Annotated in this window: 24 protein-coding genes, 1 tRNA gene and 1 riboswitch; of the genes, 9 read left to right on the top strand and 16 right to left on the bottom strand. The window is 57.9% G+C overall.

Annotation, left to right across the window (positions count from 1 at the left end):
- Positions 1-2 precede the first annotated feature (2 nt).
- From TX82_RS04150 to TX82_RS04125, 7 genes are all read right to left on the bottom strand, one after another.
- On the bottom strand, positions 3-965 hold the full coding sequence (locus TX82_RS04150) for a ribose-phosphate diphosphokinase (RefSeq protein ID WP_005007376.1): 963 nt from the start codon (positions 963-965) through the stop codon (positions 3-5).
- 33 nt (positions 966-998) lie between these two features.
- A tRNA-Gln gene (locus tag TX82_RS04145) sits at positions 999-1,075 on the bottom strand.
- A gap of 201 nt (positions 1,076-1,276) precedes the next feature.
- Complete coding sequence (locus TX82_RS15040) at positions 1,277-1,522, bottom strand: 4-(cytidine 5'-diphospho)-2-C-methyl-D-erythritol kinase (protein WP_052338186.1); 246 nt, start codon at positions 1,520-1,522, stop codon at positions 1,277-1,279.
- Entirely contained in the window at positions 1,504-2,175 is a 672-nt protein-coding gene (gene ispE, locus TX82_RS04140; RefSeq protein WP_052338185.1) for a 4-(cytidine 5'-diphospho)-2-C-methyl-D-erythritol kinase, read from the bottom strand. Before ispE ends, TX82_RS15040 begins: the two co-directional genes overlap by 19 nt.
- Before the next feature lie 14 nt (positions 2,176-2,189).
- On the bottom strand, positions 2,190-2,975 hold the full coding sequence (locus tag TX82_RS04135) for a DUF4292 domain-containing protein (protein WP_005007374.1): 786 nt from the start codon (positions 2,973-2,975) through the stop codon (positions 2,190-2,192).
- Between the two features lie 35 nt (positions 2,976-3,010).
- Complete coding sequence (locus TX82_RS04130; RefSeq protein WP_005007372.1) at positions 3,011-5,287, bottom strand: DciA family protein; 2,277 nt, start codon at positions 5,285-5,287, stop codon at positions 3,011-3,013.
- 165 nt (positions 5,288-5,452) lie between these two features.
- Complete coding sequence (locus tag TX82_RS04125) at positions 5,453-5,791, bottom strand: TraR/DksA family transcriptional regulator (RefSeq protein WP_005007368.1); 339 nt, start codon at positions 5,789-5,791, stop codon at positions 5,453-5,455.
- A gap of 175 nt (positions 5,792-5,966) precedes the next feature.
- Here TX82_RS04125 and TX82_RS04120 point away from each other — a divergent pair, with 175 nt between their 5' ends.
- The 3 genes from TX82_RS04120 (at position 5,967) to TX82_RS04110 (ending at position 8,918) form a co-directional block, all read left to right on the top strand.
- Positions 5,967-7,277 carry a class I SAM-dependent methyltransferase gene (locus tag TX82_RS04120; protein ID WP_005007365.1) on the top strand — a complete coding sequence of 437 codons (1,311 nt, stop codon included), beginning with the start codon at positions 5,967-5,969 and terminating at the stop codon, positions 7,275-7,277.
- A 127-nt stretch (positions 7,278-7,404) separates the two neighbouring features.
- Positions 7,405-8,703, top strand: coding sequence for a glycosyltransferase family protein (locus tag TX82_RS04115; RefSeq protein ID WP_005007361.1), 1,299 nt, complete (start codon positions 7,405-7,407; stop codon positions 8,701-8,703).
- Positions 8,655-8,918: a hypothetical protein gene (locus TX82_RS04110; protein WP_005007359.1), complete on the top strand. Its 264-nt coding sequence runs from the start codon at positions 8,655-8,657 to the stop codon at positions 8,916-8,918. Before TX82_RS04115 ends, TX82_RS04110 begins: the two co-directional genes overlap by 49 nt.
- A 15-nt stretch (positions 8,919-8,933) precedes the next feature.
- On the opposite strand, the gene TX82_RS04105 is transcribed toward TX82_RS04110, so the two are convergent.
- From TX82_RS04105 to TX82_RS04095, 3 genes are all read right to left on the bottom strand, one after another.
- Complete coding sequence (locus tag TX82_RS04105) at positions 8,934-9,467, bottom strand: hypothetical protein (protein ID WP_005007357.1); 534 nt, start codon at positions 9,465-9,467, stop codon at positions 8,934-8,936.
- A 146-nt stretch (positions 9,468-9,613) separates the two neighbouring features.
- A complete protein-coding gene (locus TX82_RS04100; RefSeq protein ID WP_005007356.1) occupies positions 9,614-9,877 on the bottom strand; it encodes a thioredoxin family protein in 264 nt (87 codons plus the stop codon).
- Between the two features lie 30 nt (positions 9,878-9,907).
- The gene (locus TX82_RS04095) at positions 9,908-10,627 is read right to left on the bottom strand and encodes a hypothetical protein (RefSeq protein ID WP_005007354.1); all 720 of its coding nucleotides are present in this window, start codon (positions 10,625-10,627) and stop codon (positions 9,908-9,910) included.
- A 97-nt stretch (positions 10,628-10,724) separates the two neighbouring features.
- On the opposite strand from TX82_RS04095, the gene TX82_RS04090 reads away from it, so the two are divergent.
- Together TX82_RS04090 and TX82_RS04085 are read left to right on the top strand one after the other, a co-directional pair.
- Positions 10,725-11,123 (top strand): MerR family transcriptional regulator, encoded by a 399-nt coding sequence (locus tag TX82_RS04090; RefSeq protein WP_005007352.1) that lies wholly within the window; start codon positions 10,725-10,727, stop codon positions 11,121-11,123.
- Between the two features lie 113 nt (positions 11,124-11,236).
- Positions 11,237-11,920 (top strand): DUF6794 domain-containing protein, encoded by a 684-nt coding sequence (locus tag TX82_RS04085; RefSeq protein WP_042250516.1) that lies wholly within the window; start codon positions 11,237-11,239, stop codon positions 11,918-11,920.
- Between the two features lie 146 nt (positions 11,921-12,066).
- Here the strand turns inward: TX82_RS04085 and TX82_RS04080 are convergent, their stop codons facing one another.
- The 6 genes from TX82_RS04080 to TX82_RS04055 all read right to left on the bottom strand — a co-directional run bounded on the left by TX82_RS04080 (position 12,067) and on the right by TX82_RS04055 (position 16,473).
- A complete protein-coding gene (locus tag TX82_RS04080) occupies positions 12,067-12,765 on the bottom strand; it encodes an HAD-IA family hydrolase (protein WP_005007346.1) in 699 nt (232 codons plus the stop codon).
- A 108-nt stretch (positions 12,766-12,873) separates the two neighbouring features.
- Positions 12,874-13,134: a hypothetical protein gene (locus tag TX82_RS04075; RefSeq protein WP_005007343.1), complete on the bottom strand. Its 261-nt coding sequence runs from the start codon at positions 13,132-13,134 to the stop codon at positions 12,874-12,876.
- 26 nt (positions 13,135-13,160) lie between these two features.
- Positions 13,161-13,454: a hypothetical protein gene (locus tag TX82_RS04070; protein WP_005007342.1), complete on the bottom strand. Its 294-nt coding sequence runs from the start codon at positions 13,452-13,454 to the stop codon at positions 13,161-13,163.
- Positions 13,455-13,799: 345 nt separating this feature from the next.
- Entirely contained in the window at positions 13,800-14,546 is a 747-nt protein-coding gene (locus tag TX82_RS04065) for a phosphocholine cytidylyltransferase family protein (RefSeq protein ID WP_005007341.1), read from the bottom strand.
- A 29-nt stretch (positions 14,547-14,575) separates the two neighbouring features.
- Entirely contained in the window at positions 14,576-14,833 is a 258-nt protein-coding gene (locus TX82_RS04060; protein WP_005007339.1) for an SH3 domain-containing protein, read from the bottom strand.
- Positions 14,834-14,838: 5 nt separating this feature from the next.
- Positions 14,839-16,473, bottom strand: a complete 1,635-nt coding sequence (locus TX82_RS04055; RefSeq protein ID WP_005007338.1) for a tetratricopeptide repeat protein — start codon at positions 16,471-16,473, stop codon at positions 14,839-14,841.
- A gap of 72 nt (positions 16,474-16,545) precedes the next feature.
- Positions 16,546-16,650: riboswitch (TPP riboswitch) on the top strand.
- Positions 16,651-16,738: 88 nt separating this feature from the next.
- Here TX82_RS04055 and thiS point away from each other — a divergent pair.
- The 4 genes from thiS to thiC are packed head-to-tail and all read left to right on the top strand — an operon-like array spanning position 16,739 to position 20,418.
- Positions 16,739-16,942 carry a sulfur carrier protein ThiS gene (thiS, locus tag TX82_RS04050; RefSeq protein ID WP_005007334.1) on the top strand — a complete coding sequence of 68 codons (204 nt, stop codon included), beginning with the start codon at positions 16,739-16,741 and terminating at the stop codon, positions 16,940-16,942.
- Between the two features lie 59 nt (positions 16,943-17,001).
- Complete coding sequence (locus tag TX82_RS04045; RefSeq protein ID WP_005007332.1) at positions 17,002-17,799, top strand: thiazole synthase; 798 nt, start codon at positions 17,002-17,004, stop codon at positions 17,797-17,799.
- A gap of 22 nt (positions 17,800-17,821) precedes the next feature.
- Positions 17,822-18,505 carry a thiamine phosphate synthase gene (gene thiE, locus TX82_RS04040; protein ID WP_005007329.1) on the top strand — a complete coding sequence of 228 codons (684 nt, stop codon included), beginning with the start codon at positions 17,822-17,824 and terminating at the stop codon, positions 18,503-18,505.
- On the top strand, positions 18,505-20,418 hold the full coding sequence (gene thiC / locus TX82_RS04035; protein WP_005007327.1) for a phosphomethylpyrimidine synthase ThiC: 1,914 nt from the start codon (positions 18,505-18,507) through the stop codon (positions 20,416-20,418). The genes thiE and thiC overlap by 1 nt, the downstream gene beginning before the upstream one ends.
- Positions 20,419-20,435 lie beyond the last annotated feature (17 nt).

Genomic DNA, 20,435 nt, shown 5'->3' with positions numbered 1-20,435 from the left:
GACTACAAATTATCCTCCGCATCGAACAGCGAACTGATCGATGACTCACTGTGAATCCGCAAAATGGCCTCGCCCAGAAGGGAGGCAACGGACAGAATCTTGATTTTGTCGATCGATTTCAAATCATCCCGCAACGGAATCGTGTTGGTGGCGATGACGGACTTGATGGGCGATTCACGGATGCGGTCCCCGGCCGGCCCGGAAAGAACGGCATGAGTGCAACAGGCGTGCACTTCCGCCGCACCCGCTTCCAGCAACGCGTTGGTCGCCTCCATCAACGTGCCCGCGGTGTCGATCATGTCGTCCACGATGATGGCGACCTTGCCGCGGACATCGCCAATGATGTGCATGGCTTTGGCCACGTTGATCCCGTCCCGGCGCTTGTCGATGATGGCCAGGGAAGAACCGAGGCGCTTGGCGTACGCCCGCGCCCGTTCCACACCGCCCGCATCCGGGGAAATCACGACAATATTGGGCAATTTAAGGCTTTTAATGTAACTGATAAGGACATTGACTGCAAATAAATGATCGACGGGAATGTTGAAAAATCCCTGGATCTGCCCGGCATGGAGATCGATGGTCAGCACCCGGTCGCAGCCGGCGGTGTGCACGAGATCGGCAACCAGCTTCGAGGTGATGGGCACCCGGGGCTCGCATTTGCGGTCCTGCCGGGCGTAACCGTAGTAGGGGATGACCGCGGTGATCCGCTTCGCCGAGGAGCGGTTGAGCGCATCGATCATGATGAGCAACTCCATCAGGTTGGTGTTGCCCGGCGAGCAGGTGGGCTGGATGACAAACACGTCGCCACCCCGGACGTTCTCCCCGATGCGAACATAGATTTCGCCGTCGGAAAAATCCTTGATCACCGTCCTCCCCAACTCGATATTCATGTACTGGCAGATCTCGTGTGCCAGATCCGTGTTGGCCCGGCCGGAGAACACCCGCACTCTTCCGTTATCACTCATGCCTGTATCGGTCCCTGTCCTTGGAAACAGTGGTGGCTGGGGCGGGAGGATTCGAACCTCCGAATGCAGGATCCAAAATCCTGTGTCTTAGACCACTTGACGACGCCCCAAAAATTCGTTCAACCTGAAACCTGGTTTTCGCGCTCCGCTTCCCTCACGCAAAAAGCTGTGTGCACCCCGCCGAAACAGTCCGGCTCCCCGCATTCGCCTTGGTTGTCCGGTGAAATTTAAATTATGACAAAATGGGCAGGAGATATTGAGCCCGGGTTCGACTGGGGTTTCCCGCAGGTTGGCGTTCGGTCCTCTGCCTGTCAGGGATAATCGAGCATCTCTTCAGGCAGGAACTCCGCGAACCGGGAAACCGTCTCGGTCACAAAGACGTCCCAATCGGTTGCCTGAAGACGGGCAAAGGCCTGCTCAGCCTGCTCCCGGCTGGTGAAAACGCCGAACACGGCGGAACCGCTGCCGGAGAGGAGCACCCCCTCCGCATCGAGCGCACTCAACGCGTCCCGGGCCTGCTTGACGACCGGAAACCGTTCTAAGACATAGGGTTCCAAGTCATTGTGGAGATGGGCGGCCAGACCGGCGACATCCGATCGAGAAAAAAATTTTTGCAAAATACTAATCGTTTTCGGGGGGTTGTCAATTCTAAATTCAGGCCGCGATAGACCTCTCCGGTAGGCACCACCAGGCGCGGAAAAATAATAACAATGTGCATTTTTTCAGAGGGTTCCAAAGGCTCGAGCACCTCCCCCCGGCCGCGCCCCACGGCCTGCGGCGCAGACAGGAAAAACGGAATATCTGAGCCCAATCGGGCAGCAAATTCATGCAGGGCGGATCGATCCAATCTGAGATCCCACAGCCGGTTGAGGGCCCACAGCACGTACGCCGCGTTGCCGCTGCCGCCGCCCAGCCCGGCACCGGCGGGGATTTGTTTTTTCAAGCGGATACGGCAACCGCGGCCCGCTGCGGCCGGAACCGAGTCGCGCAACATCTCCGCCGCGCGCACCACCAGGTTGCTGCCGTCGGTGGGAATGCCGGGGGCGTCGCAATCGAGCGAAACGCCCCCATCCTCCGATTCCAGTTCGATTTGGTCGTACAGGCTCACCATCTGAAACAGGGTTTCGAGTTCGTGAAAGCCGTCGTCGCGCTTGCCCAGGACGAACAGGCCGAGGTTGATCTTTGCGGGTGTGCGGAATTTCAGTTTCATGGAACGTTTTCGGGTCAGGGTGCGGCGCGGCCGGGGAACAATTCGAACACGTCATCGGAGATGGCCGGGTTCACCTGCGGGTTGCGGTAACTCAATATCACTTCATCGTTTTCATGGTGGCGCTGGACCGTGACCCGGTGCGGGAAGTACACGGCACCGATCCATTTCGCCTCCGTCCACACCACCGAATACAAGGCTTCGCCGTTCTTGAACCGTGTCATGCCAACGGGATGCAGGGTGTCGGCATCGATCTCGATCCGGGTGCGTTCTTTGCGGATGGGGTCTTCCGCATCCATCACGTAGAGGTTGCCCGCGCGGGCGGTGATTCGTTCCACCTTCAATCGGTCGTAGCGCGGCACCTTTCCCAGAAAGACGCTGATGAATTCCGCGAAATCGAACGACGTGCCGAACAGGTCGGCCATCATGTACCACGCTTCGGCGCCGGTATGCACGACATTTTTCTGCGGGTCGTAGATCTGGATGTTGCCGGGATTGAAGATGAACACGCCCAGGGGCTGGCCGAAATTGCTCAGCGTGTCCAGTCGAATGGACCGGTCGTTCCTCGCCACCACGGTCTGGCGGAGTACGTGGTCCACCAGCCGCGTGCGGATACGCGTAGTGACAAAGGAACGAACGCTGTGAACGCTGTTGTGATGGCGGGCGAGCGCCTGGAGAATGGTTTCATCGGAAACGGCCTGGACCGGCTGGGGCCCGGACGTGGGGGGCGTGGTCTGGCAGGCGGACAGCGCCAGCAAAGCGAGACCGAAAAAACAACTGCGAGCGGTATGAAAGACTGTCATGGAGTGAACCGGAATTCGTTGCCACCCGGCCGGGGTCAGCGTGCCCCCAACATCTCGTCGGCTTTGCGGATTTTTTCCTCAAGCTGGTCCAGGTCCGGAACTTCGCCGCCGGGAGCGCTCTCCTTTTGCCGGGTGAGGACAAGGCTGGTCTTCCACGCCTTGCGGGCTTCCCCGATGTTTTTCAGCGAAAAGTGGATATCGCCCAGGTGGTCATACAAAACCGGGTCCGGCTCGGTGTAAATGAGCGCCTTTTTGATGTGGGTGAGGGCTTTTTCCGGCTCGCCTTTCTTGTAATAAATCCAGCCCAGACTGTCGAGGAAATACCCGTTGCGTGGCTGGATGCTGAGTGCCTGCTCCAGATGGTACAGTGCGCGGTCGAGCTTGATGTTGCGCGACGCGTACATGTAGCCGATGAAGTTATGCGCGTTGGAGTGGTTCGGGTTGATTTCCAGCGCCTTGGTCATGTTGGCGATGGCGTCCTCGTACCGTCCCATCCGTTCCAGCAAAGCGCCCTTTTCAAAATAATAGGCATCGTGCGTTTTGTTGAGCGCAATGGCGCGGTCGATCGCCTTCAACGCTTCCTTGTTGCGGTTGAGCGACATGTAAGCCAAAGTCAGCGCATGGTACAGGCGGTGGTTGTGCGGATCCAGTTCCACCGCGCGGTCAAGCAGGTTCACCGACTGCGGCATGTTTGCATTGAGCCCGTACAGCCGGGCCAGTTTGAGCAGGACTTCCACCGAATCCGCCTCACCGGCATGACGGCGGTAGGCCTCGATTTCCTGAATGGACTTGTCCGGGCGACCCAGCACTTCGTAAATGCGGGCGATGGTGAAGCGCACTTCCCTGTCCTCGCCTTTCGCCAGCACCAGGCGGAATTCATCGACCGCTTCCAGGTACATGACCTGCTGGTAAAAAATGGCGCCGATCATGCGGTGAATGTCCGGCTCCGGCAGGGGCATCTCGGAAAGCGTCACATTCCCCGAAAGCGTTTCGGATACCGGGTCCCATGCCTGGTTGAGAGAATCATAACGGTCCGCCACAGCCACATTGGACGGATCCAGTTTTTTGAGAATGCGGTACTGGGTGATGGCTTCCTGGTATTTTTCCTGATGTTCCAATGTCAGCGCCAGGGCCTGCCGCGCCTCGAACATGCTGGGCCGGAGCGAAACCGACTTTTTCAGCTTGTCCTCGGCATCTGCAAAATCCTGCGTATCCAGAAGCGTGCGACCGTAGTAATAAAATCCCAGCGTGTTGGCGGGATCGATCACCGATACCTTGTGGAACCAGTCACGCGCCTCGTCAAACCGGTTCAACTGCCGAAGTGCGGCGCCGGCCATCAAAAACGCACGCGGGCTTTTGGGATCCAGTTCGGCAACCTTCTGGTAATGCTCCAGGGCTTCCTTATAGCGGCCGCGGCTGGCCAGGATGTCGCCCACGATGGTGTGCATGCGGGTGTTGTCCGCGAACTTGCGCAGGCCGCGCTGTCCCAGCTGCAGAGCCTCTTCCAGTTTTCCGATCCGCTGGTAAAGCACCATCATGTGGGTGAGAAACGGTTCGTGCTCGGGTTCTAATTCCACCACCTTCGAATAGTGTTCGGCGGCGCGGTCGAAATCGCCTTCCCGCTCATACTTGAGGTCCATCATGAAGTGGTAGTACGCGCGCGGGTCACGAAAGCGGCCGGGGTTCTGTTCGTTGAGCTTGCTGATGTGGCGGACGGCGTAGCTGTCTTCGAAATCCGGGGTGCCTTCCGCAATCTGGATATCGAAACCGGGCACCGAGTCGGAGAGGTTGGCACAATTGGACAACCCGACCGTTGCGGCGAACAATAAGGCCACAAAACGGAACTTGTGCGCCAGCCGGGTGAGGGTTTCCTTGAGGGCCGGATCCGCAATGCGGTCCAGCGAACCCGCGTCTACAGGTAAAGCGGGATTGGGGTGTGGCAACTTTGTGTTTGGCATACGTTTGGGTTTCCTTTTAGTGGACGGCGGCAGGGTCTCCGGCTGGATGTCGTAGTGAATGCGGGTGAAACGGGAGGTCCGGAGGGACCGGTTCAACCCTTCCAGAATCCGGGTGTCCAGCGCCTTCAACGGGGCCAGCCATTCGCGGCCCTCCACCTGGACGAACAGGGTTTTTTCCGTGACCCGGGTGATGGTTGTGTGGCAGGCAAGCTTTTCGCCAACCAGGATCTCCCACGCGAAACCGATGCGCTCGGTCACGTCTTCATCGCTTTGCTCCGGGATGGCCGTGAGCACGTCGGGAAGCACGTTGCGAATCGACGTCCAACGCTGCGTGCGGCCGGACCCGTCTTTCATGATCAACACTCCTGATTCCATCTATTGAACCATTTTAATGGGACCGGAACCCTTTTGAAACCATTTATTGTGCGAAGTCTCGCGCACGCGGGTGAATGGCACGCGAAATGGCTTCTAAATCGATGAATTCGGAATCGGGAAGGTTTGCCGGATTCGAATGCCCGTTCACTTCTCCGCGCAGTCGATGCAGCGGGTGCTGGTGGGATCGAACTCCAGCCGACGCAGGTCGATGGCCTCGCCGCACACAAAACAGTCGCCGAAGCGCCCGGTATCCATACGGCGGAGCGCGCCTTCGATCCGGACCAGCATCTGCTGGTTGCGCCGGGCCGCTTCCTGTGCCATCTGCTGGTCCTGCATGGCGTCCATGCGAGACAGGCGGCCCATGCGCGCCTGGTCCAGCTCCACCGGTTTCGTCGAGGCCTTCGACGCGGCGTCGAGCGCCGTCAATTCTTCCTGCAGGGTGAGCAACTGGTGGCGCAGGCGTTCGAGGTCTTCGGGTTTCATGAGGATCCCTCCGTTGCGGCACCGGCGACCGCTTGCGGTGAACATTCGCCGTGTGCCGTCAGGTGTAACGCAATCCGACGGCAAAATCCACACTCAATCCCCGCCACCTTGCGCCGTGACCGTGCCTCCACATTTGCCATTTCATACACGGGGATTCCGACTATAATGCCGGGCGATGTCCTTTTTCTCCGAAGAACACAGGCTGGCCGCCACCCGGCGGATCCTGCAACACGTGGGCGAAACCCTCAATGCCCGCTTCTCCGTCCGCCTCTGGGAAGGATCGGTGATCCCGCTGGGCCGCGAGGTGGATGAGCGGTTTTTCATCGCCATCAACGGCCCCGGCGTGCTGGGGGGACTGTTGCGGAAACCGACGCTGGAAAACCTGCTCCTCGAATACGTCAAGGGCCACCTCGAAATCCACGGCGACCTGATCGACTTCATCGCCCTCCTGCGCGACCGGCAGATGAAGAAAAACCTGAAGAAGCTCGACAAGTTTTTCCTTTTGCGGCAGGCTCTGCCACTGTTGTTCGCACCCGCCGCCGACAAAACGGTTCAACACGAATACACCGACGATGCGATCGGCCGCGACGAAGCGCGGCGCGACAACAAAAAGTTCATCCAGTTTCATTACGACATCAGCAACGAGTTTTACGCGCTGTTTCTCGATGAGGAAATGCAGTACTCCTGCGGCTACTTCAAGGACGCGGAAAACTCTCTCGACCAGGCCCAGCAGGACAAACTGGAAATGATCTGCCGCAAACTGCGCCTCCAGCCGGGCGAAACCCTGCTCGACATCGGCTGTGGCTGGGGCGGGTTGATCTGTTACGCCGCCCGCCATTACGGGGTGACGGCGCACGGCGTGACCCTGTCGCAGAGACAGTTCGACTTCGCCACGGAAAAAATCAAACGGCTCGGCCTGGAAGACCGCGTCACGATCGAACTCCGCGATTACTCGACGCTGGAAGGCACCTACGACAAGGTGGTGAGCGTCGGCATGTTCGAGCACATCGGCATCGCCAACATGCCCGCGTATTTCAAAAAAATCCATTCCCTGCTGAAGGACCGCGGCATCCTGATGAACCACGGCATCTCGCGCCGCGCCAAGGCGTCGCGCCGCAAGGCGCTCAAGGTCCGGCCCGAACGCCGCCTGCTGTTGAAATACATCTTTCCCGGAAGCGAGCTCGACAACATCGGCCACACCGCCGACGTGATGGAGATCGCCGGGTTCGAGGTGCGCGACATCGAGGCCTGGCGCGAACATTACGGGCTGACCTGCCAGCACTGGTACCGGCGGCTGGAAGCGCGCCGGGAGGAGGCCATCGGTTTCGTCGGTGTGGAGCGGTTTCGCATGTGGGCGCTGTACCTCGCCGGGGTGTCCACCGGGTTCCGCGACGGCTCGATGCACATCTGCCAGGTGGTGGCGACCAAACGCGGCCCGAAAGGCCCCTCCGGCCTGCCCCTCACCCGCGACGACCTGTACCGGTAGGTTGCACCTAAGGCAACGGGTTCGATTTGAAATTGGGCCCTCAGATCATCGCTCCGCCCTGGAACGCATTACCCCATTCCCTCCGCGCGTGGCGCGGCGGCTATAGTTGTGGTTTACTGAAGTCCTTATGCGCACCCGCACCGTCCTCCTCATAACCGGCATCGGCTCCATCCTGCTGTACCTCGGCCTGTGGCGGCTCTCGCTCCAGTTCAACTGGGGCGAAGGCTACGCCGAACGGCCGATCCTCGCCTACCTCGCGCTCTACGCCGCGCTGTTCGGGCTTTACGCTTGGGCCGCATGGAACATTTTGAAGACGCAGTACGACTGGAACACGTTGTGGCTGATCCTCATCCTGGGCCTGCTGTTTCGCGGCGCGATCCTGCCCGCCAACCAGATCCAGGAAGACGACATTTACCGGTATCTTTGGGACGGCAAGGTGTTCGCCCACGGCATCAACCCGTTCAAGTATTCGCCCAACGAAGTGAGCCGTATGAAGGAGTTCATGATCCGCGACCCGGCCAGCTTCGAGGCCACCTACACGCCGGATCAAATCCGCGAGCTGACAAAACTGTATCAATTGAAATGGGCGAGCGACCGCAGCCTGGTGTACATGGAACGGATCAACCACCCGGCGGTGCCGACCATCTACCCGCCGATGGCGCAGTACGTGTTCCGCCTGGTGCACACGCTGAAACCCGACAGCATCGCCATGATGCGGCTCGCGTTTTTCGTGTTCGACCTGATGGCGGTCGCCTTCATCGCTCTCACGCTACGCGCGCTGGGGAGGAACCCGAACCTCTGCCTCGTCTATTACTGGTGCCCGCTCGTCATCAAAGAGACGTTCAACTCGACGCACCTCGACATCATCGGCATCGCCTTCTTGACGGGCGCGATCTATTTCCTCGTGCGCGCGCGCTATTACGCCGCGTACTTCTTTCTCGCGCTCAGCGTGCTGGGCAAGCTGTACCCGGCGATCCTGCTGCCGCTCTACCTCAAGCGCCAGTTCCAGAGTTTAAAAGCAAAGGGAAACCCGCCGTGGAAAGCCTGCGCTCTGGGCGTGGCGCTGTTTGCGGGCGTGGTGGCGGTGGGTTACGTTCCGTTTGTGAACATTGGGCGCGACGCGTTTGAGGGCCTCGAGACCTTCACCACCTACTGGCAGAACAACGACAGCCTGTTCGCGCTGGTGCTGTGGTTTTACGGAACCGTGCTGGGGGTGTCGTCGGAGTTGCCCGTGGGGTTTTCGTACGACCTGCCGTCATTGCTGGCCAAGATCACCGTGCTCATCATCGTGCTCGCCGTGCTGGCGTACCTGTTTTTCCGCAAGGCACACAGGGGGAGGACGCCGACCGCGCCTGCCTCGGCGATCAGTTCGTCATCATGGGACTGGTGTTTCTGCTCAGCCCGGTGCAGAACCCGTGGTACCTGATATGGGTGGTGCCGTACCTGTGTTTCTTTCCGTGGCGGTCGTGGGTTCTGCTGACCGGACTCCTCGGCTTCTACTACCTCGATTTCTATTTCGAGTACCAGGACATGAAACCTCTCATCCCGTGGATCGTGTGGATCGAGTTCACCCCCTTCTACCTCGCCTTTGTGTATGAGTTTTGGGTGAGGGGACGAAGCCATGAAACAAAGCCACATTAGCCAGCCTTACGGTAGTCAATAAACCAGATAATGATCCGCATTCTGGATAATTTCTAACATTTCCGAAAGCATGATGGGTGTCAGATTGGAGTCGATGTCTTCGGGCTCGATTTTGTAAAGAAGCATCATGGTCCGGTTTATTTTCAAATCCGCGCCCTCGCTTTTAAGAAATGCCAAGTATTCTCCGTAGTCAGAAGGGATGCGGCTCAAATCCATTCCGAATTGTTCGGAAAGCGTCATGCGTTCTCTTTCTGGAAGGGCCGCCTTGTCCATAGGTGTTTGATCCGCGCCAAACCATCCGCCTTTTTTGACGGACGTGACTGCGCTTCCATCGAACAACAACGTCACCCGGTGTCCTTTGCGCAATGCCGCAAGGGCCACATTGGGTGCAACACAAATTTGCGCATCGTCTTCATCCAATGAAGTTTTGACATGAATTAAAAAATGCTTTTGGGTAAAACTCTCATTCCCATTTTCCGCTTGCGCTCCTGCCGCAAGAGAAATGAAACAAAAAATCATACCGGTGAGCGCCGCGAATTTTTTAAACATAATTAGGCCCTATCCAATCAGTCCCTCCCCTACAAAAAATCCGGTGGGTGTTCCGCCGAAAAGAGAGAAAGGGAAGGGGGATTTTCTACTCCAGTCGGCGGAAACCCGAACGGGGCGACCGGGTGCGATTGCGATACCGGCCGGTTTTAAAGCGGCTGGCCGAGCCCGGCTTGTTTGAGCGCCGCGGTATCCAGCCCCGTGCCGCAGCAGGCGGCGAGCCGCCCGTCGATCACCACTGCGGGCACCGACCGGATGCCCAGCCGTTGGGCCTGCTCCGCCACCTCAGGCTGAGTCATGTCCCGCACCGTCACCTCGCAGGCATCGCAGGCAAGATCGCGGACCGTGGCGATGGCGTCCTCGCACACCGCGCACCCGGCGCTGTAAATTTCGACGTTTCGTTGAGCGGTCATGACGACCTCCTTTCGTTTGTATAGAAAACATCAGGAAACCTTTTCAGGAGCGAAACAAGCCGGACAGCCTGCTTCCGACCGGCTCTTTGTTACGGGCCAAGCGTTCCAGACAAAGGCAGTGAATAAAATAGCCATGCCCCCGTATTCGACGATGGGCTGGTTGAAATAAAATTTTCCCGCAAGAAGAAAGACGGAACCCACCAGGCCCAAAATGAAAGGACCGTAGCCTCGCCGCCGTTCGGCCCGGTAAGCCAACACACCCAGCGCGGGCACCAGCAACACGGCCATCATGGGCAGGAGCCACGGCGTGTAATTGATGAAGTCCAATCCCATCACCCCCAGCAGCCACGCATACGCGGGCCAGCATGCTGGGCAAGTGAGTTTCGGCAACAACGCCACGCCCAATACAGGCGCCACGCCGGAAAAACGTGTGACGGCGTTTTCAGTGTGCGGCTTCAACTTGCGCACGATGACATCCACCGGCGGCGCGCCGTGGAATCCGCCTTTGCTGTCGGCGTACAACCGGCAATGCCCGGCTTCCGTGTCCGGCGACAAGGCAACGTCGCGGCCATGCACCAGCAGGGTCGGCGAGCCACAATTCTTTACACGAGGAGGCGCGTCCGCCGCGCTCCGTTCCCATTCCTGCCAAGTGGGCGGCAACTCGCACGACGCCAGCGCTTCCCTTAAGTTGGCGCGGGCGGCGTCCACGTTGGGGCAATCCTTGTCATAAACGAGTTCGATCCAGTTCATGAAAATTCGACTTCCTTTTCGTTCGTCATGGGTCTAGCATAGAACCTGTAGTCACTACAGGATCAAGAGAATTTTTAAATTTTTTTCGAGGCGAGTCATGGCGGACCCAATGACCATTGGCGGGCTTTCCAAACAGACGGATTGCAACATCGAAACCATCCGTTATTACGAAAAGATCGGCATGCTGCCCACACCGCGCCGCACCGAAGGCGGACACCGCGTGTACAACGAGACCCATGCGCGCAGGTTGCAGTTCATCCGCCGGGCGCGGGCGCTGGGGTTTCCGCTCGACGAGGTGCGCAAACTGCTGGCCTTATCGGAGGACAAACCAAAATCCTGCGGCAAGGTGAAAACGCTGGCGGAGGGGCACCTGGAGGACATTCAATCGCGCATCCGCGACCTGAAGGCGATGGAAAAAGTGCTGAAACAACTGGTAAGCCAGTGCACCGGACGCACCGCCCCGGACTGCCCCATCATCGACAGCCTGCAGAATTGAATAACAGTTTGGATGTGGAAAGTATGGCTCTGCCCTCCTTGCTTATCGAAACCGCCGTCTGCACCCATTACAAGAAAAGAAAATTTGCCACAGATACACACAGATGAACACCGATGAAAACAGGCCAAACAAAAGGTCTTCATGCTTTTCATATGGATATTGTGTTTCAAGGCTTTTATTCTGTTTTTATGGGTAAGACAGTGTTTGCAAAGTTAAATACCATCTTCCTCTTGGGCATCCTATTCCTGCCTCCGCCTCTATATGCCACCGAAACAAACAAGGAAATTTACGTCCCTGAAAACCTTGAAGAGGCTCACCTGGAATTAGAGAGAATGCTTCCAACGGATCTCATTGCCAAAATTAAAAATGGGACCGAAGCAGAAATGGCTTTTTACCACCACGGGGTAGGAACAAGAATCCGAAACCTTTGGTTGTGGCCGGATACCCGCCTTAAAAAATACTTTAATGAACGGGGCATTTTTCACCCCGACGATATGTCAGGAATTATTCTTGATACCTTCTGGTGCCGATTAAATAACAAACCGTTCCGGCTGGAAGAAAGGATTCATTACTATAAGCAGTTCTGGGAAGCCAACACACCACCCGATAGAGTCAGCCCCACAGATGGAGCTGAGATTGACTGGATACTAAAAATCCATAAAGGCGGCAACCCGTTGCAAGTAATCCATCTGGGAGTCAGTAAATCGGACAATTCGTTTTGGCGGTTCGAATACCCTTCTCCAAAACACATCGAACCCGCCCTGCCCGAGGAAATTGAAGACCTGAAAGAGAAGTGAATGACAACACCAAGGCCGGTCTGTCATTCTGAACACAGTGAAGAATCTATGTTCTGATTCTGGAAAATGTGAACCCGTCTGAGATGGGGCCACCACGCCCCGCCTGTCTTGAAAGCATCCTCCACGCGCCTTTTCCACGCAGTGAATCAGACGTTTTCGAGCACCAGTTCGTGGAAGGATTGGATGCGCGGTTGGGTGTCGGGGAAGCGGTTGCTGCGGTCGATCAGGATGGGGTGCACGCCGGCGTTCTTCGCGCCGGTGACGTCGGTGCCCACCTCGTCGCCGATGTGGCAGGCTTCGTGCGGCTGGACGCCGCTCAATCTCAACGCTTCCTGAAAGATGCCGATATCGGGTTTGGCCGAGCCGACCACGGTGGAGGCGAGCACGAACTGGAAGTATTTTCCCAGCCCGGTGTTGTCGATGATCTCCGGCAGGCGCGAATCCCAGTTGGAAATCACTCCCAGCACCACGCCGCGTTCTTGCAGGCGGTCCAGCAGGCCGGACTCGGTGACGTCCTCGAACACCTTCCAGCATTCGTCACTGCGGAACACGTCGTAAATCTCGTCGAAGTAGGCGTCGAAGCGTTGCAGTCCGTAGGGCTCGAACACGCGCCTGACCAGTTCCTTCCAGAACCCGCGTTCCACTTCCGGTCCCTTGGCGGTGCCCAGCGATTCCATGCCGCCCATGCTTTTCCAGTGGGAACGGAAAGCTTTGTTGAGCGCGTCCGGCTCGCCGTCGAATCCGTAACCCCGCGCGTGCCGCGCATAGACATCGCCCACCGAAGGGTGGACGCGCAACAGCGTGCCGCCCACATCAAAAAACACCGCCTTGAATTCCTGAATCACGCCAACGCCTCCTGAAATCCTGCCGAAAAAAAAGACGCGCACCCAAGGGGTGCGCGCCCGCTTGCCGCGAAGGCAAGTATAACACCAAATGCAAGGAGGAGGATGCGTTCAGTGCCGGTCTGGAAAGAGGTTCCTGATGGTGACAAGCACGCCAAACAGGACGGCGGAAAATGCCGCGTACCAGCCCAGGGCGTTTTTGCCGAAAAGGTTGATCAAGGGAGTCTGGTTTGCGGTGTAAAACCAGAACATGGCAAAGAAGTACAGAACCGAGAGTCCCAGGTACAGCCGGCCAAACAGCCAGAGGATGGACACCACACCCAGCACGATGATGGTTCCTTCAACAGTCACTTCACAATGCGTCGGCCACATGGTCGTTCCCTCCAATCTATCCGCGCTCAACGATGCCCTTGATGCACGACAGTGAAAAGCAGAAGGAACCCGGTGGTCATGGTGAGGAACATCACCACGATCACGCTGGTCGGCGGCGACTGCAACATGGCAATCAAGGTCAGCTTGTTGGTGGTGACCGCCAGGTACATCCAGGACAAAAACCCCATCCACACCGCGGTTTTGTATTTGCCCCATACCAGGAGCAATCCCACCACCGCAAGGATCGGGCCAAGCTGGTTCATCGGAAACGACAGGTTCAACTGGCTGAGATATTTTGCGACTTCTACCATTACGTCCATGGCTTGAAACATCTCCCAAAAACAGAAAACCAATACAGTCAGGTTTGAACGAAGTTCTATGCCCGCAAAGGAGCAAGCCATGTGCCAAAGGCCGGGAAAGTAGCGTGTGTTTTTCGTCTGAACCTATTAACTAAAATATTTTCAAAAGGTTATAAATTTCATGGGGAAGGGAGGATCGGCAGGGGGAAAAACTTAAGATCGAAGAAATTATTAAATTTTATACAACTACCCTGCCTTAATGAATAAATTTTCATACACAATATTTACTTTTATAAAGTTTTGAACAGGTGGCAGGGGGGACGGTTCGCTTCAGAAGACCGGATTTTGTATTTAAATGAGGGTTTTTCAGTAAATTGCGGGGTTCGCGTTGTAGCGGGAGAGGGCTTCGTTGTAATCCTCCGGTGTATCGATTTCCATACACCCCTCACTCACGACGAAGAAGGGCTTGATCTCACCACCGGGAGCCACCTCGGAAAACGGGATCTCCCACAGGGTGGAGATGAATTCCCCGGGCCGTGCATCGTAGAGCGTGATCAGCCGCTGGGTCAGTTCCTGTGTCAGCAGGAAAAATCCGATGGCCTCGCCGGCGCACTGGTATCGTGATTTTTCTTCGTCGGTGAGGTCACGCTTGGTGACGAAAGAATGGATGTACCCGGTCTCATCGAGGAGCACCTTGGTGGCCTCGGTGTCGTCGATGTCCACCGGCACAATGGCAAACGACGGCGGGGGGCAGTTGGAGACGTACTTTTCCAGCACTTCGCGCGGGTAGAGCACATCGCCGTCCATGACCAAAAGGTCGCCCTCGCGGCCGCGCAGTCCCAGAACCAGCGACAGCGTGTTGCCGGTGGTGCGGTACTCCGGGTTGTCCACAAACTCGACGGGGAGCGTCAGGTCGAGGCCGCCGACGTAGTCCTTCACCGCGTCGCGGTTGTGCCCCACCACGAGCACGGCTTTTTCCAGACCGATGTCTTGCAGGATACGCAAGTGACGCGACAGCAGGGTGTCCTCGCCAAACGGCAACAGGCTTTTATGTGGTATGTCGTCGCGGCCAAGGCGGGACCCGTAGCCGGCAATCAAAATGATGGCTTGCATAAGAACTGGGAATTGTACTAGGACACCGTTCAGGATGCAACGGCCGAGGGGGCGTCGTTGTAATTCATGAGTTCGCCTCCTGGAAGACTGGACAACTTGTGCGAGTAGGTACGGCTGATCCACCCCTGCTTGCCTTTCTGGTACTCCACCTGGAACCACAGCGTGGTTTCCCTGACCAGCGGCACGGTGTCGCCGTTCTTGAGCTTGCCAATCAGCTTGCCGTTTTCCACCGAAGGCCTGGAGCGCACGTTCAGGTAAGTGCCGGGCTCAACGTCCACCTCCACCATGATTTTTATAGCGGGGGACGCAGGTTCCTTTTTAGCCAGCTTTTTGTTTTCGGCTTCGGTTTTTTTCTTGGCCAGAGATTTTTCTTTCGAAGTGGAGAGTTTGCCTGGAACCGGCTCAGGTTTTTTTTCAGTGTCTGGGGAGGGGTGGGCTTTATTTTGTCGAGGGTGGCGGTCTGCGGGGGCGCCTGGGTTTCCACCTCAACAGAGGAAATCACCGGCAGGTCGCCGGGTCCGGTTTTCTTTTTCTCCGTTACCTGAACGGGTAGCTTGGGTTTGGGTAGGGGCACCTTTTTGGTTTTGTCCGGAACCATTTTCTTCGGTTCCTGCTTCGCCAGGGCTTCAAAGGGAGCGATCATCTCCAGCTCTTCGGGCACGTCCTGAACCTCGGTTTGAAGCGACGGCACGTTGCTGTTGGAGGGCGGCACGCTTCCGGGCATTTCCACGGGCTCGGTCAGCTGCGTTACCGGAATTTCCCTGGATTCCGGCACCAGTGGAACCTCGCTGGTCTGGTCCATCGGCTCCACCGCCTCAGGCTTGGGCGCGGATGGCTGAACCTGGATATCCTGATCGTCGAGACTCTTTAAAAAATCATCCAGCGCCTCGTCGGTGACCTCCGAGCCATACGGCTTCACCTTTTTTTTCTGAATCGGGTTTTCAGGTTCGGTCTTTGCCACCTCCGTCGATTCCGGTTTCTCCTGTACCGGCTTCTGCACGCCCGCCTTGCCGAAACTCTCGGAGTCGAAAAAGGAATCACCGGACGGCGCGACAGGCTTTTCCTCGATCATCCCCTTATTTTCAGGTGTCATCTTGCCACTGACGGGAACCTCCGGCAGGGTTTCTTCCGTAAACGGGTCCTTGAAAATGGCCACCTCCTCCTTCGGCTTCGCCTCGGGTTGCGGGGTCACCGTTTCCGGCGTCACGGGCGGAGTCTTGGAACCCGAGGGCACTTCCTTGGATTTCGGCTCCGTACCGAACAGGTCGGGCATGCCGGGTATGAGGGACGACAGGCCGGACGATTCCACACCGCCGTCCAGTTCCTTCAACCGCTGGCGGGCGCGCTGGGCGTTGATGCCTTCCGGGTACTTCTGGAGGAAATCGCGATAGCTCTCAGGCGTGTCCACTTTCCGCACCTGTTCGTAGATCTTGTCCTCCACCTTTTCGATGCGGATCTGGATGCCCTGCTGTTCCTCCTGCGGGGAGATTTCGCGCAGGCGGTCGAGTTTCTGGATGGTGGCGTCGAAACGCTTGTCCTCATACAGAAGGTTGGCCTGGAGTTTCAGCGCGTCGGCCAGGTTCTGGCGCAGCCGCGGATCGGTCGGTTCCAATGCCAGACCCTGTTCGAATTGCTGTGTGGCCTGCGTCAGCTTGTCTTCAAGATAATAGACGCGGCCCAGGTTGTTATGACCGTGAACCGAATCGGGGTAGCGTTTCAGAAACACCTGCCACAACTCCTCCGCCTCCTTCAGGCGGCCCCGGTTCTGAGCATCCAGTGCTTTGTAATACAGCCGGTTGTCCTCGACCTTGAGATCGGGGGGCGGAGTCTCATAATGAGGCGTCAGGCGCTTCGGAGCGCAGGCCGCGACCAACAGGATCAGCAGGCCCGAAAGGGCCCATATGTATTTGTTATTTAAAGGGAACATCTTAAAAGAATAACCTTTTTTTGGAAAGGTCAATAACTCTTGACTTAGATTTTATTTTCAGTAATCTGGACGAAATTTTGCCGGGGGTGTTCTCGTCAGAACTGAGAGCTCTTAAAGGGCAACCCTCTGAACCTGATCTGGGTAATGCCAGCGAAGGGAAGGCACCCATCATAATGAACTGTCATTAAGCTGTACCCTTCTCTTCGACGAGGGTGCGGCTTTTTTTGTTTGTCCATCCTTATTAATGAAATCGAGGAAACGGAAAGTGCGGCTGGTCATCAACGGCGAGGAAAGGCAGACCGATTCCAGCGGAAACCTGGAAGAGTTGCTGAAGGAACTGGACATCACCGCGCCGCACATCGCCGTGGCCATCAACCTGGAAGTCATTCCGCGCTCCCATTACGCCGACACCCTGCTCAAGGAAGGCGACAAGATCGAAATCGTTCACGCCGTGGGAGGCGGGACGTGACCCTTTCTCCCACGCACCCGATAACCCGTAACGCAACGCATTGTTGAGAAAATATCATTATGACAACCACAGCCACTGAATCCGGAACGAACCAACTCAAAATCGGCGACAAGGTGTTCAACTCGCGCCTCATCGTCGGCACAGGCAAATACCCGTCGTTTGAGATGAACAAGCAGGCGCTCGAACTGTCCGGCGCGGAGATGATCACCGTCGCCGTGCGCCGCATCGAGCTGGACAAGACAAAGGAATCGATCCTCAACTACATCGACCCGGAAAAATACCAGCTTCTGCCCAACACCGCCGGGTGCTTCAACGTGAAAGAAGCGGTGATGACCTGCCAGCTGGCGCGCGAGGCGGGGCTCGGCAACTTCGTCAAGGTCGAGGTCATCGGCGACGAGAAAACCCTGTTCCCGGACAACGAAGCCACGCTGGAGGCGTGCAAGCTCTTGGTGAAGGACGGCTTCACCGTCCTGCCTTACTGCATGGACGACGTGGTGCTGTGCAAGAAGCTGGAAGACGCGGGTTGCGCCGCGGTCATGCCGCTGGCCGCGCCCATCGGTTCCGGTCTCGGCATCCGCAATCCTTACAACGTGAAACTGATCCTCGAAGCGGTGAAGGTGCCGGTCATCATCGACGCCGGCGTCGGTACGGCATCCGACGCGGGACGCGCCATGGAACTGGGCGTGGATGGCCTTTTGATGAACACTGCCATCGCGCAGGCGAAAGACCCGCTCAAGATGGCCAAGGCCATGCGGCTGGCCGTGGAAAGCGGACGGCTGGCATTCGAGGCCGGGCGCATCCCGAAAAAACTGTACGCCACGGCGAGCAGTCCCCTGGACGGCATGATCGACGTGTAGCCGGGTTGCAAACGGAGGCACGATGACCGAAGACGAGCAACCGATGAAAACGCGGCTCATTAAAGACGTGGCGGAAGTGAAAGAAGACCAACTGCGGTTGCTGTTGATCACGGACTTGAAGGAGTTTCCGCGTGACCGGCACCTGGATACGGTCGAGGCCGCGCTGAAAGGCGGCGTGCGCGACCTGCAACTGCGGGAAAAGGAGTTGCCTCTGCCCGACCTGTTTTCGCTGGCACTGGTGCTGAGGCAACTGACGTCGCACTACGGTGCGCGGCTTTACATCAACGACCGGGTGGACGTGGCGTTGATGGTCGATGCCGACGGCGTGCACCTGCCGGAATCCGGACTGCCTGCAGGCGAGGTGAAAGCGCGCTATCCGCACCTTCTGGTCGGCGTCTCCACCCATTCGTGGGAGGCGGCCCGGCAGGCGGAGGAAGCCGGGGCCGATTACATCACCTTCAGCCCCATTTATGATACGCCGTCGAAACGGGAGTACGGCGCGCCGCAGGGAGTGGACGCGCTGAAAGAAGTTGCCGGAGGGATGAAGATTCCCGTCCTGGCTTTAGGAGGAATCAACCTGGAACGCATCCCGGAAGTCATGCGGAGCGGCGCCCATGGCGTCGCCCTCATTCGCGGGATCTGGAACAGCACACATATCGAAGACGCATCTTTGCAATACATGCAAGCCATCAAAGGAGAGTTCTGATGAATATGCCCAAGCGCCCTTCCGGCTCCGCCCAGAAGGAAGAACTGATCATCACGCGGGACCCCATTTCCCCCAACAGCAGAAAAGTATACGAAACCGGCAAACTGTTTCCGGACCTCCGCGTGCCGTTTCGGGAAGTGACGCTGTCGCCCACCGCCATCCACAACCCGCAACCCGGCCAGCCGACGGAAGAGCCGAACGAGCCGATCCTGCTCTACGACACCTCCGGACCCTACACCGACCCGGATGTTCAGATCGACGTGCGCAAGGGCCTCGCGCCTCTGCGGGAGAAATGGATTCTCGACCGCGGCGACGTGGAAGCCTACGAGGGCCGCAGCATCCGCCCGGAAGACAACGGCTACAAGTCCGAAGAGCAGATGCAGGACATCGAGCGCTTCGACCGCGCCGGACGCAAAGTGTACCGCGCCAAGCCGGGCTGTAACGTGAGCCAGATGCATTACGCGAAAAAAGGCATCATCACCCCGGAGATGGAATACATCGCCATCCGGGAAAACGCCAAACGCCGCCAGTTGCTGGAAGACGCCGAGCGCGAAGGCCGCTTGGCGGGCAACAGCTGGGGCGCGGCCATTCCGGATGTCATCACCCCGGAATTCGTGCGCGACGAAGTGGCACGCGGCCGCGCCATCATCCCGGTCAACATCAACCACCCGGAGATCGAGCCGATGATCATCGGCCGCAACTTCCTGGTGAAGATCAACGCCAACATCGGCAACTCGGCCATCGCTTCGTCCATTGAGGAGGAAGTCGAGAAGATGGTGTGGGCGACGCGCTGGGGCAGCGACACGGTCATGGACCTGTCCACCGGCAAGAACATCCACGAGACGCGCGAGTGGATCATCCGCAACAGCGCCGTGCCCATCGGCACCGTGCCCATCTACCAGGCATTGGAGAAGGTGGACGGCAAGGCGGAGGAACTGACGTGGGAGATTTTCCGCGACACCCTCATCGAGCAGGCGGAGCAGGGCGTCGATTACTTCACCATCCACGCCGGCGTTCTTCTGCGTTACGTGCCGTGGACGGCGAAGCGCGTCACCGGCATCGTGTCGCGCGGCGGCTCCATCATGGCCAAGTGGTGCCTCGCGCATCACAAGGAAAACTTCCTCTACACGCACTTCGAGGACATCTGCGAAATCATGAAAGCGTACGACGTGAGCTTTTCGCTGGGTGACGGCCTGCGGCCGGGGTCCGGGGCGGACGCCAACGACGCGGCGCAATTTGGCGAGTTGGAAACGCTGGGCGAGTTGACCGAGATCGCGTGGAAGCACGAAGTGCAGACCATGATCGAGGGACCGGGCCACGTACCCATGCACCTCATCAAGGAGAACATGGACAAGCAGTTGAAGGAGTGCAAGGAAGCGCCGTTCTACACCCTGGGGCCGCTGACCACGGACATCGCACCGGGTTACGACCATTTCACCAGCGGCATCGGCGCCGCCATGATCGGCTGGTTCGGTTGCGCCATGCTGTGTTACGTGACGCCGAAGGAACACCTCGGCCTGCCCGACCGCGACGACGTCAAGCAGGGCGTCATCACCTACAAGATCTCCGCGCACGCGGCGGACATCGCCAAGGGGCATCCGGGCGCCCGGGTGCGCGACGATGCGCTCAGCAAGGCCCGCTTCGAGTTCCGCTGGGCCGACCAGTTCAACCTGTCGCTCGACCCGGAGACGGCGCTCAAGTACCACGACGCGACGCTGCCGGCGGAAGGCCACAAGCTGGCGCACTTCTGCTCGATGTGCGGGCCGCAATTCTGCTCGATGAAGATCACGCAGGATGTGCGCGACTACGCCGCCCAGCAGGGTGTGGAAGAAGAAAAAGCGCTGGAGAAGGGCATGGAAGACATGTCCGAAACCTTCAAGAAGAAGGGCGCGGAAATCTACCACCAGATGTAAAATCAAAAAACCCCTTC

Origin of the sequence: Nitrospina gracilis 3/211, from assembly GCF_000341545.2 — a bacterium.
Classification (GTDB): domain Bacteria; phylum Nitrospinota; class Nitrospinia; order Nitrospinales; family Nitrospinaceae; genus Nitrospina; species Nitrospina gracilis.
This window is presented reverse-complemented; position numbering and strand designations above follow the sequence as displayed.

Coding starts and splice junctions, on each gene's coding strand:
- TX82_RS04150 (WP_005007376.1), bottom strand. CDS start 965: ATGAGTGATAACGGAAGAGTGCGGGTGTTCTCCGGCCGGGCCAACACG.
- ispE (WP_052338185.1), bottom strand. CDS start 2,175: ATGAAACTGAAATTCCGCACACCCGCAAAGATCAACCTCGGCCTGTTC.
- TX82_RS04135 (WP_005007374.1), bottom strand. CDS start 2,975: ATGACAGTCTTTCATACCGCTCGCAGTTGTTTTTTCGGTCTCGCTTTG.
- TX82_RS04130 (WP_005007372.1), bottom strand. CDS start 5,287: ATGAAAGACGGGTCCGGCCGCACGCAGCGTTGGACGTCGATTCGCAAC.
- TX82_RS04125 (WP_005007368.1), bottom strand. CDS start 5,791: ATGAAACCCGAAGACCTCGAACGCCTGCGCCACCAGTTGCTCACCCTG.
- TX82_RS04120 (WP_005007365.1), top strand. CDS start 5,967: ATGTCCTTTTTCTCCGAAGAACACAGGCTGGCCGCCACCCGGCGGATC.
- TX82_RS04115 (WP_005007361.1), top strand. CDS start 7,405: ATGCGCACCCGCACCGTCCTCCTCATAACCGGCATCGGCTCCATCCTG.
- TX82_RS04110 (WP_005007359.1), top strand. CDS start 8,655: ATGGGACTGGTGTTTCTGCTCAGCCCGGTGCAGAACCCGTGGTACCTG.
- TX82_RS04105 (WP_005007357.1), bottom strand. CDS start 9,467: ATGTTTAAAAAATTCGCGGCGCTCACCGGTATGATTTTTTGTTTCATT.
- TX82_RS04100 (WP_005007356.1), bottom strand. CDS start 9,877: ATGACCGCTCAACGAAACGTCGAAATTTACAGCGCCGGGTGCGCGGTG.
- TX82_RS04095 (WP_005007354.1), bottom strand. CDS start 10,627: ATGAACTGGATCGAACTCGTTTATGACAAGGATTGCCCCAACGTGGAC.
- TX82_RS04090 (WP_005007352.1), top strand. CDS start 10,725: ATGGCGGACCCAATGACCATTGGCGGGCTTTCCAAACAGACGGATTGC.
- TX82_RS04085 (WP_042250516.1), top strand. CDS start 11,237: ATGAAAACAGGCCAAACAAAAGGTCTTCATGCTTTTCATATGGATATT.
- TX82_RS04075 (WP_005007343.1), bottom strand. CDS start 13,134: ATGTGGCCGACGCATTGTGAAGTGACTGTTGAAGGAACCATCATCGTG.
- TX82_RS04070 (WP_005007342.1), bottom strand. CDS start 13,454: ATGGACGTAATGGTAGAAGTCGCAAAATATCTCAGCCAGTTGAACCTG.
- TX82_RS04065 (WP_005007341.1), bottom strand. CDS start 14,546: ATGCAAGCCATCATTTTGATTGCCGGCTACGGGTCCCGCCTTGGCCGC.
- TX82_RS04060 (WP_005007339.1), bottom strand. CDS start 14,833: ATGGTGGAGGTGGACGTTGAGCCCGGCACTTACCTGAACGTGCGCTCC.
- TX82_RS04055 (WP_005007338.1), bottom strand. CDS start 16,473: ATGTTCCCTTTAAATAACAAATACATATGGGCCCTTTCGGGCCTGCTG.
- TX82_RS04045 (WP_005007332.1), top strand. CDS start 17,002: ATGACAACCACAGCCACTGAATCCGGAACGAACCAACTCAAAATCGGC.
- thiE (WP_005007329.1), top strand. CDS start 17,822: ATGACCGAAGACGAGCAACCGATGAAAACGCGGCTCATTAAAGACGTG.
- thiC (WP_005007327.1), top strand. CDS start 18,505: ATGAATATGCCCAAGCGCCCTTCCGGCTCCGCCCAGAAGGAAGAACTG.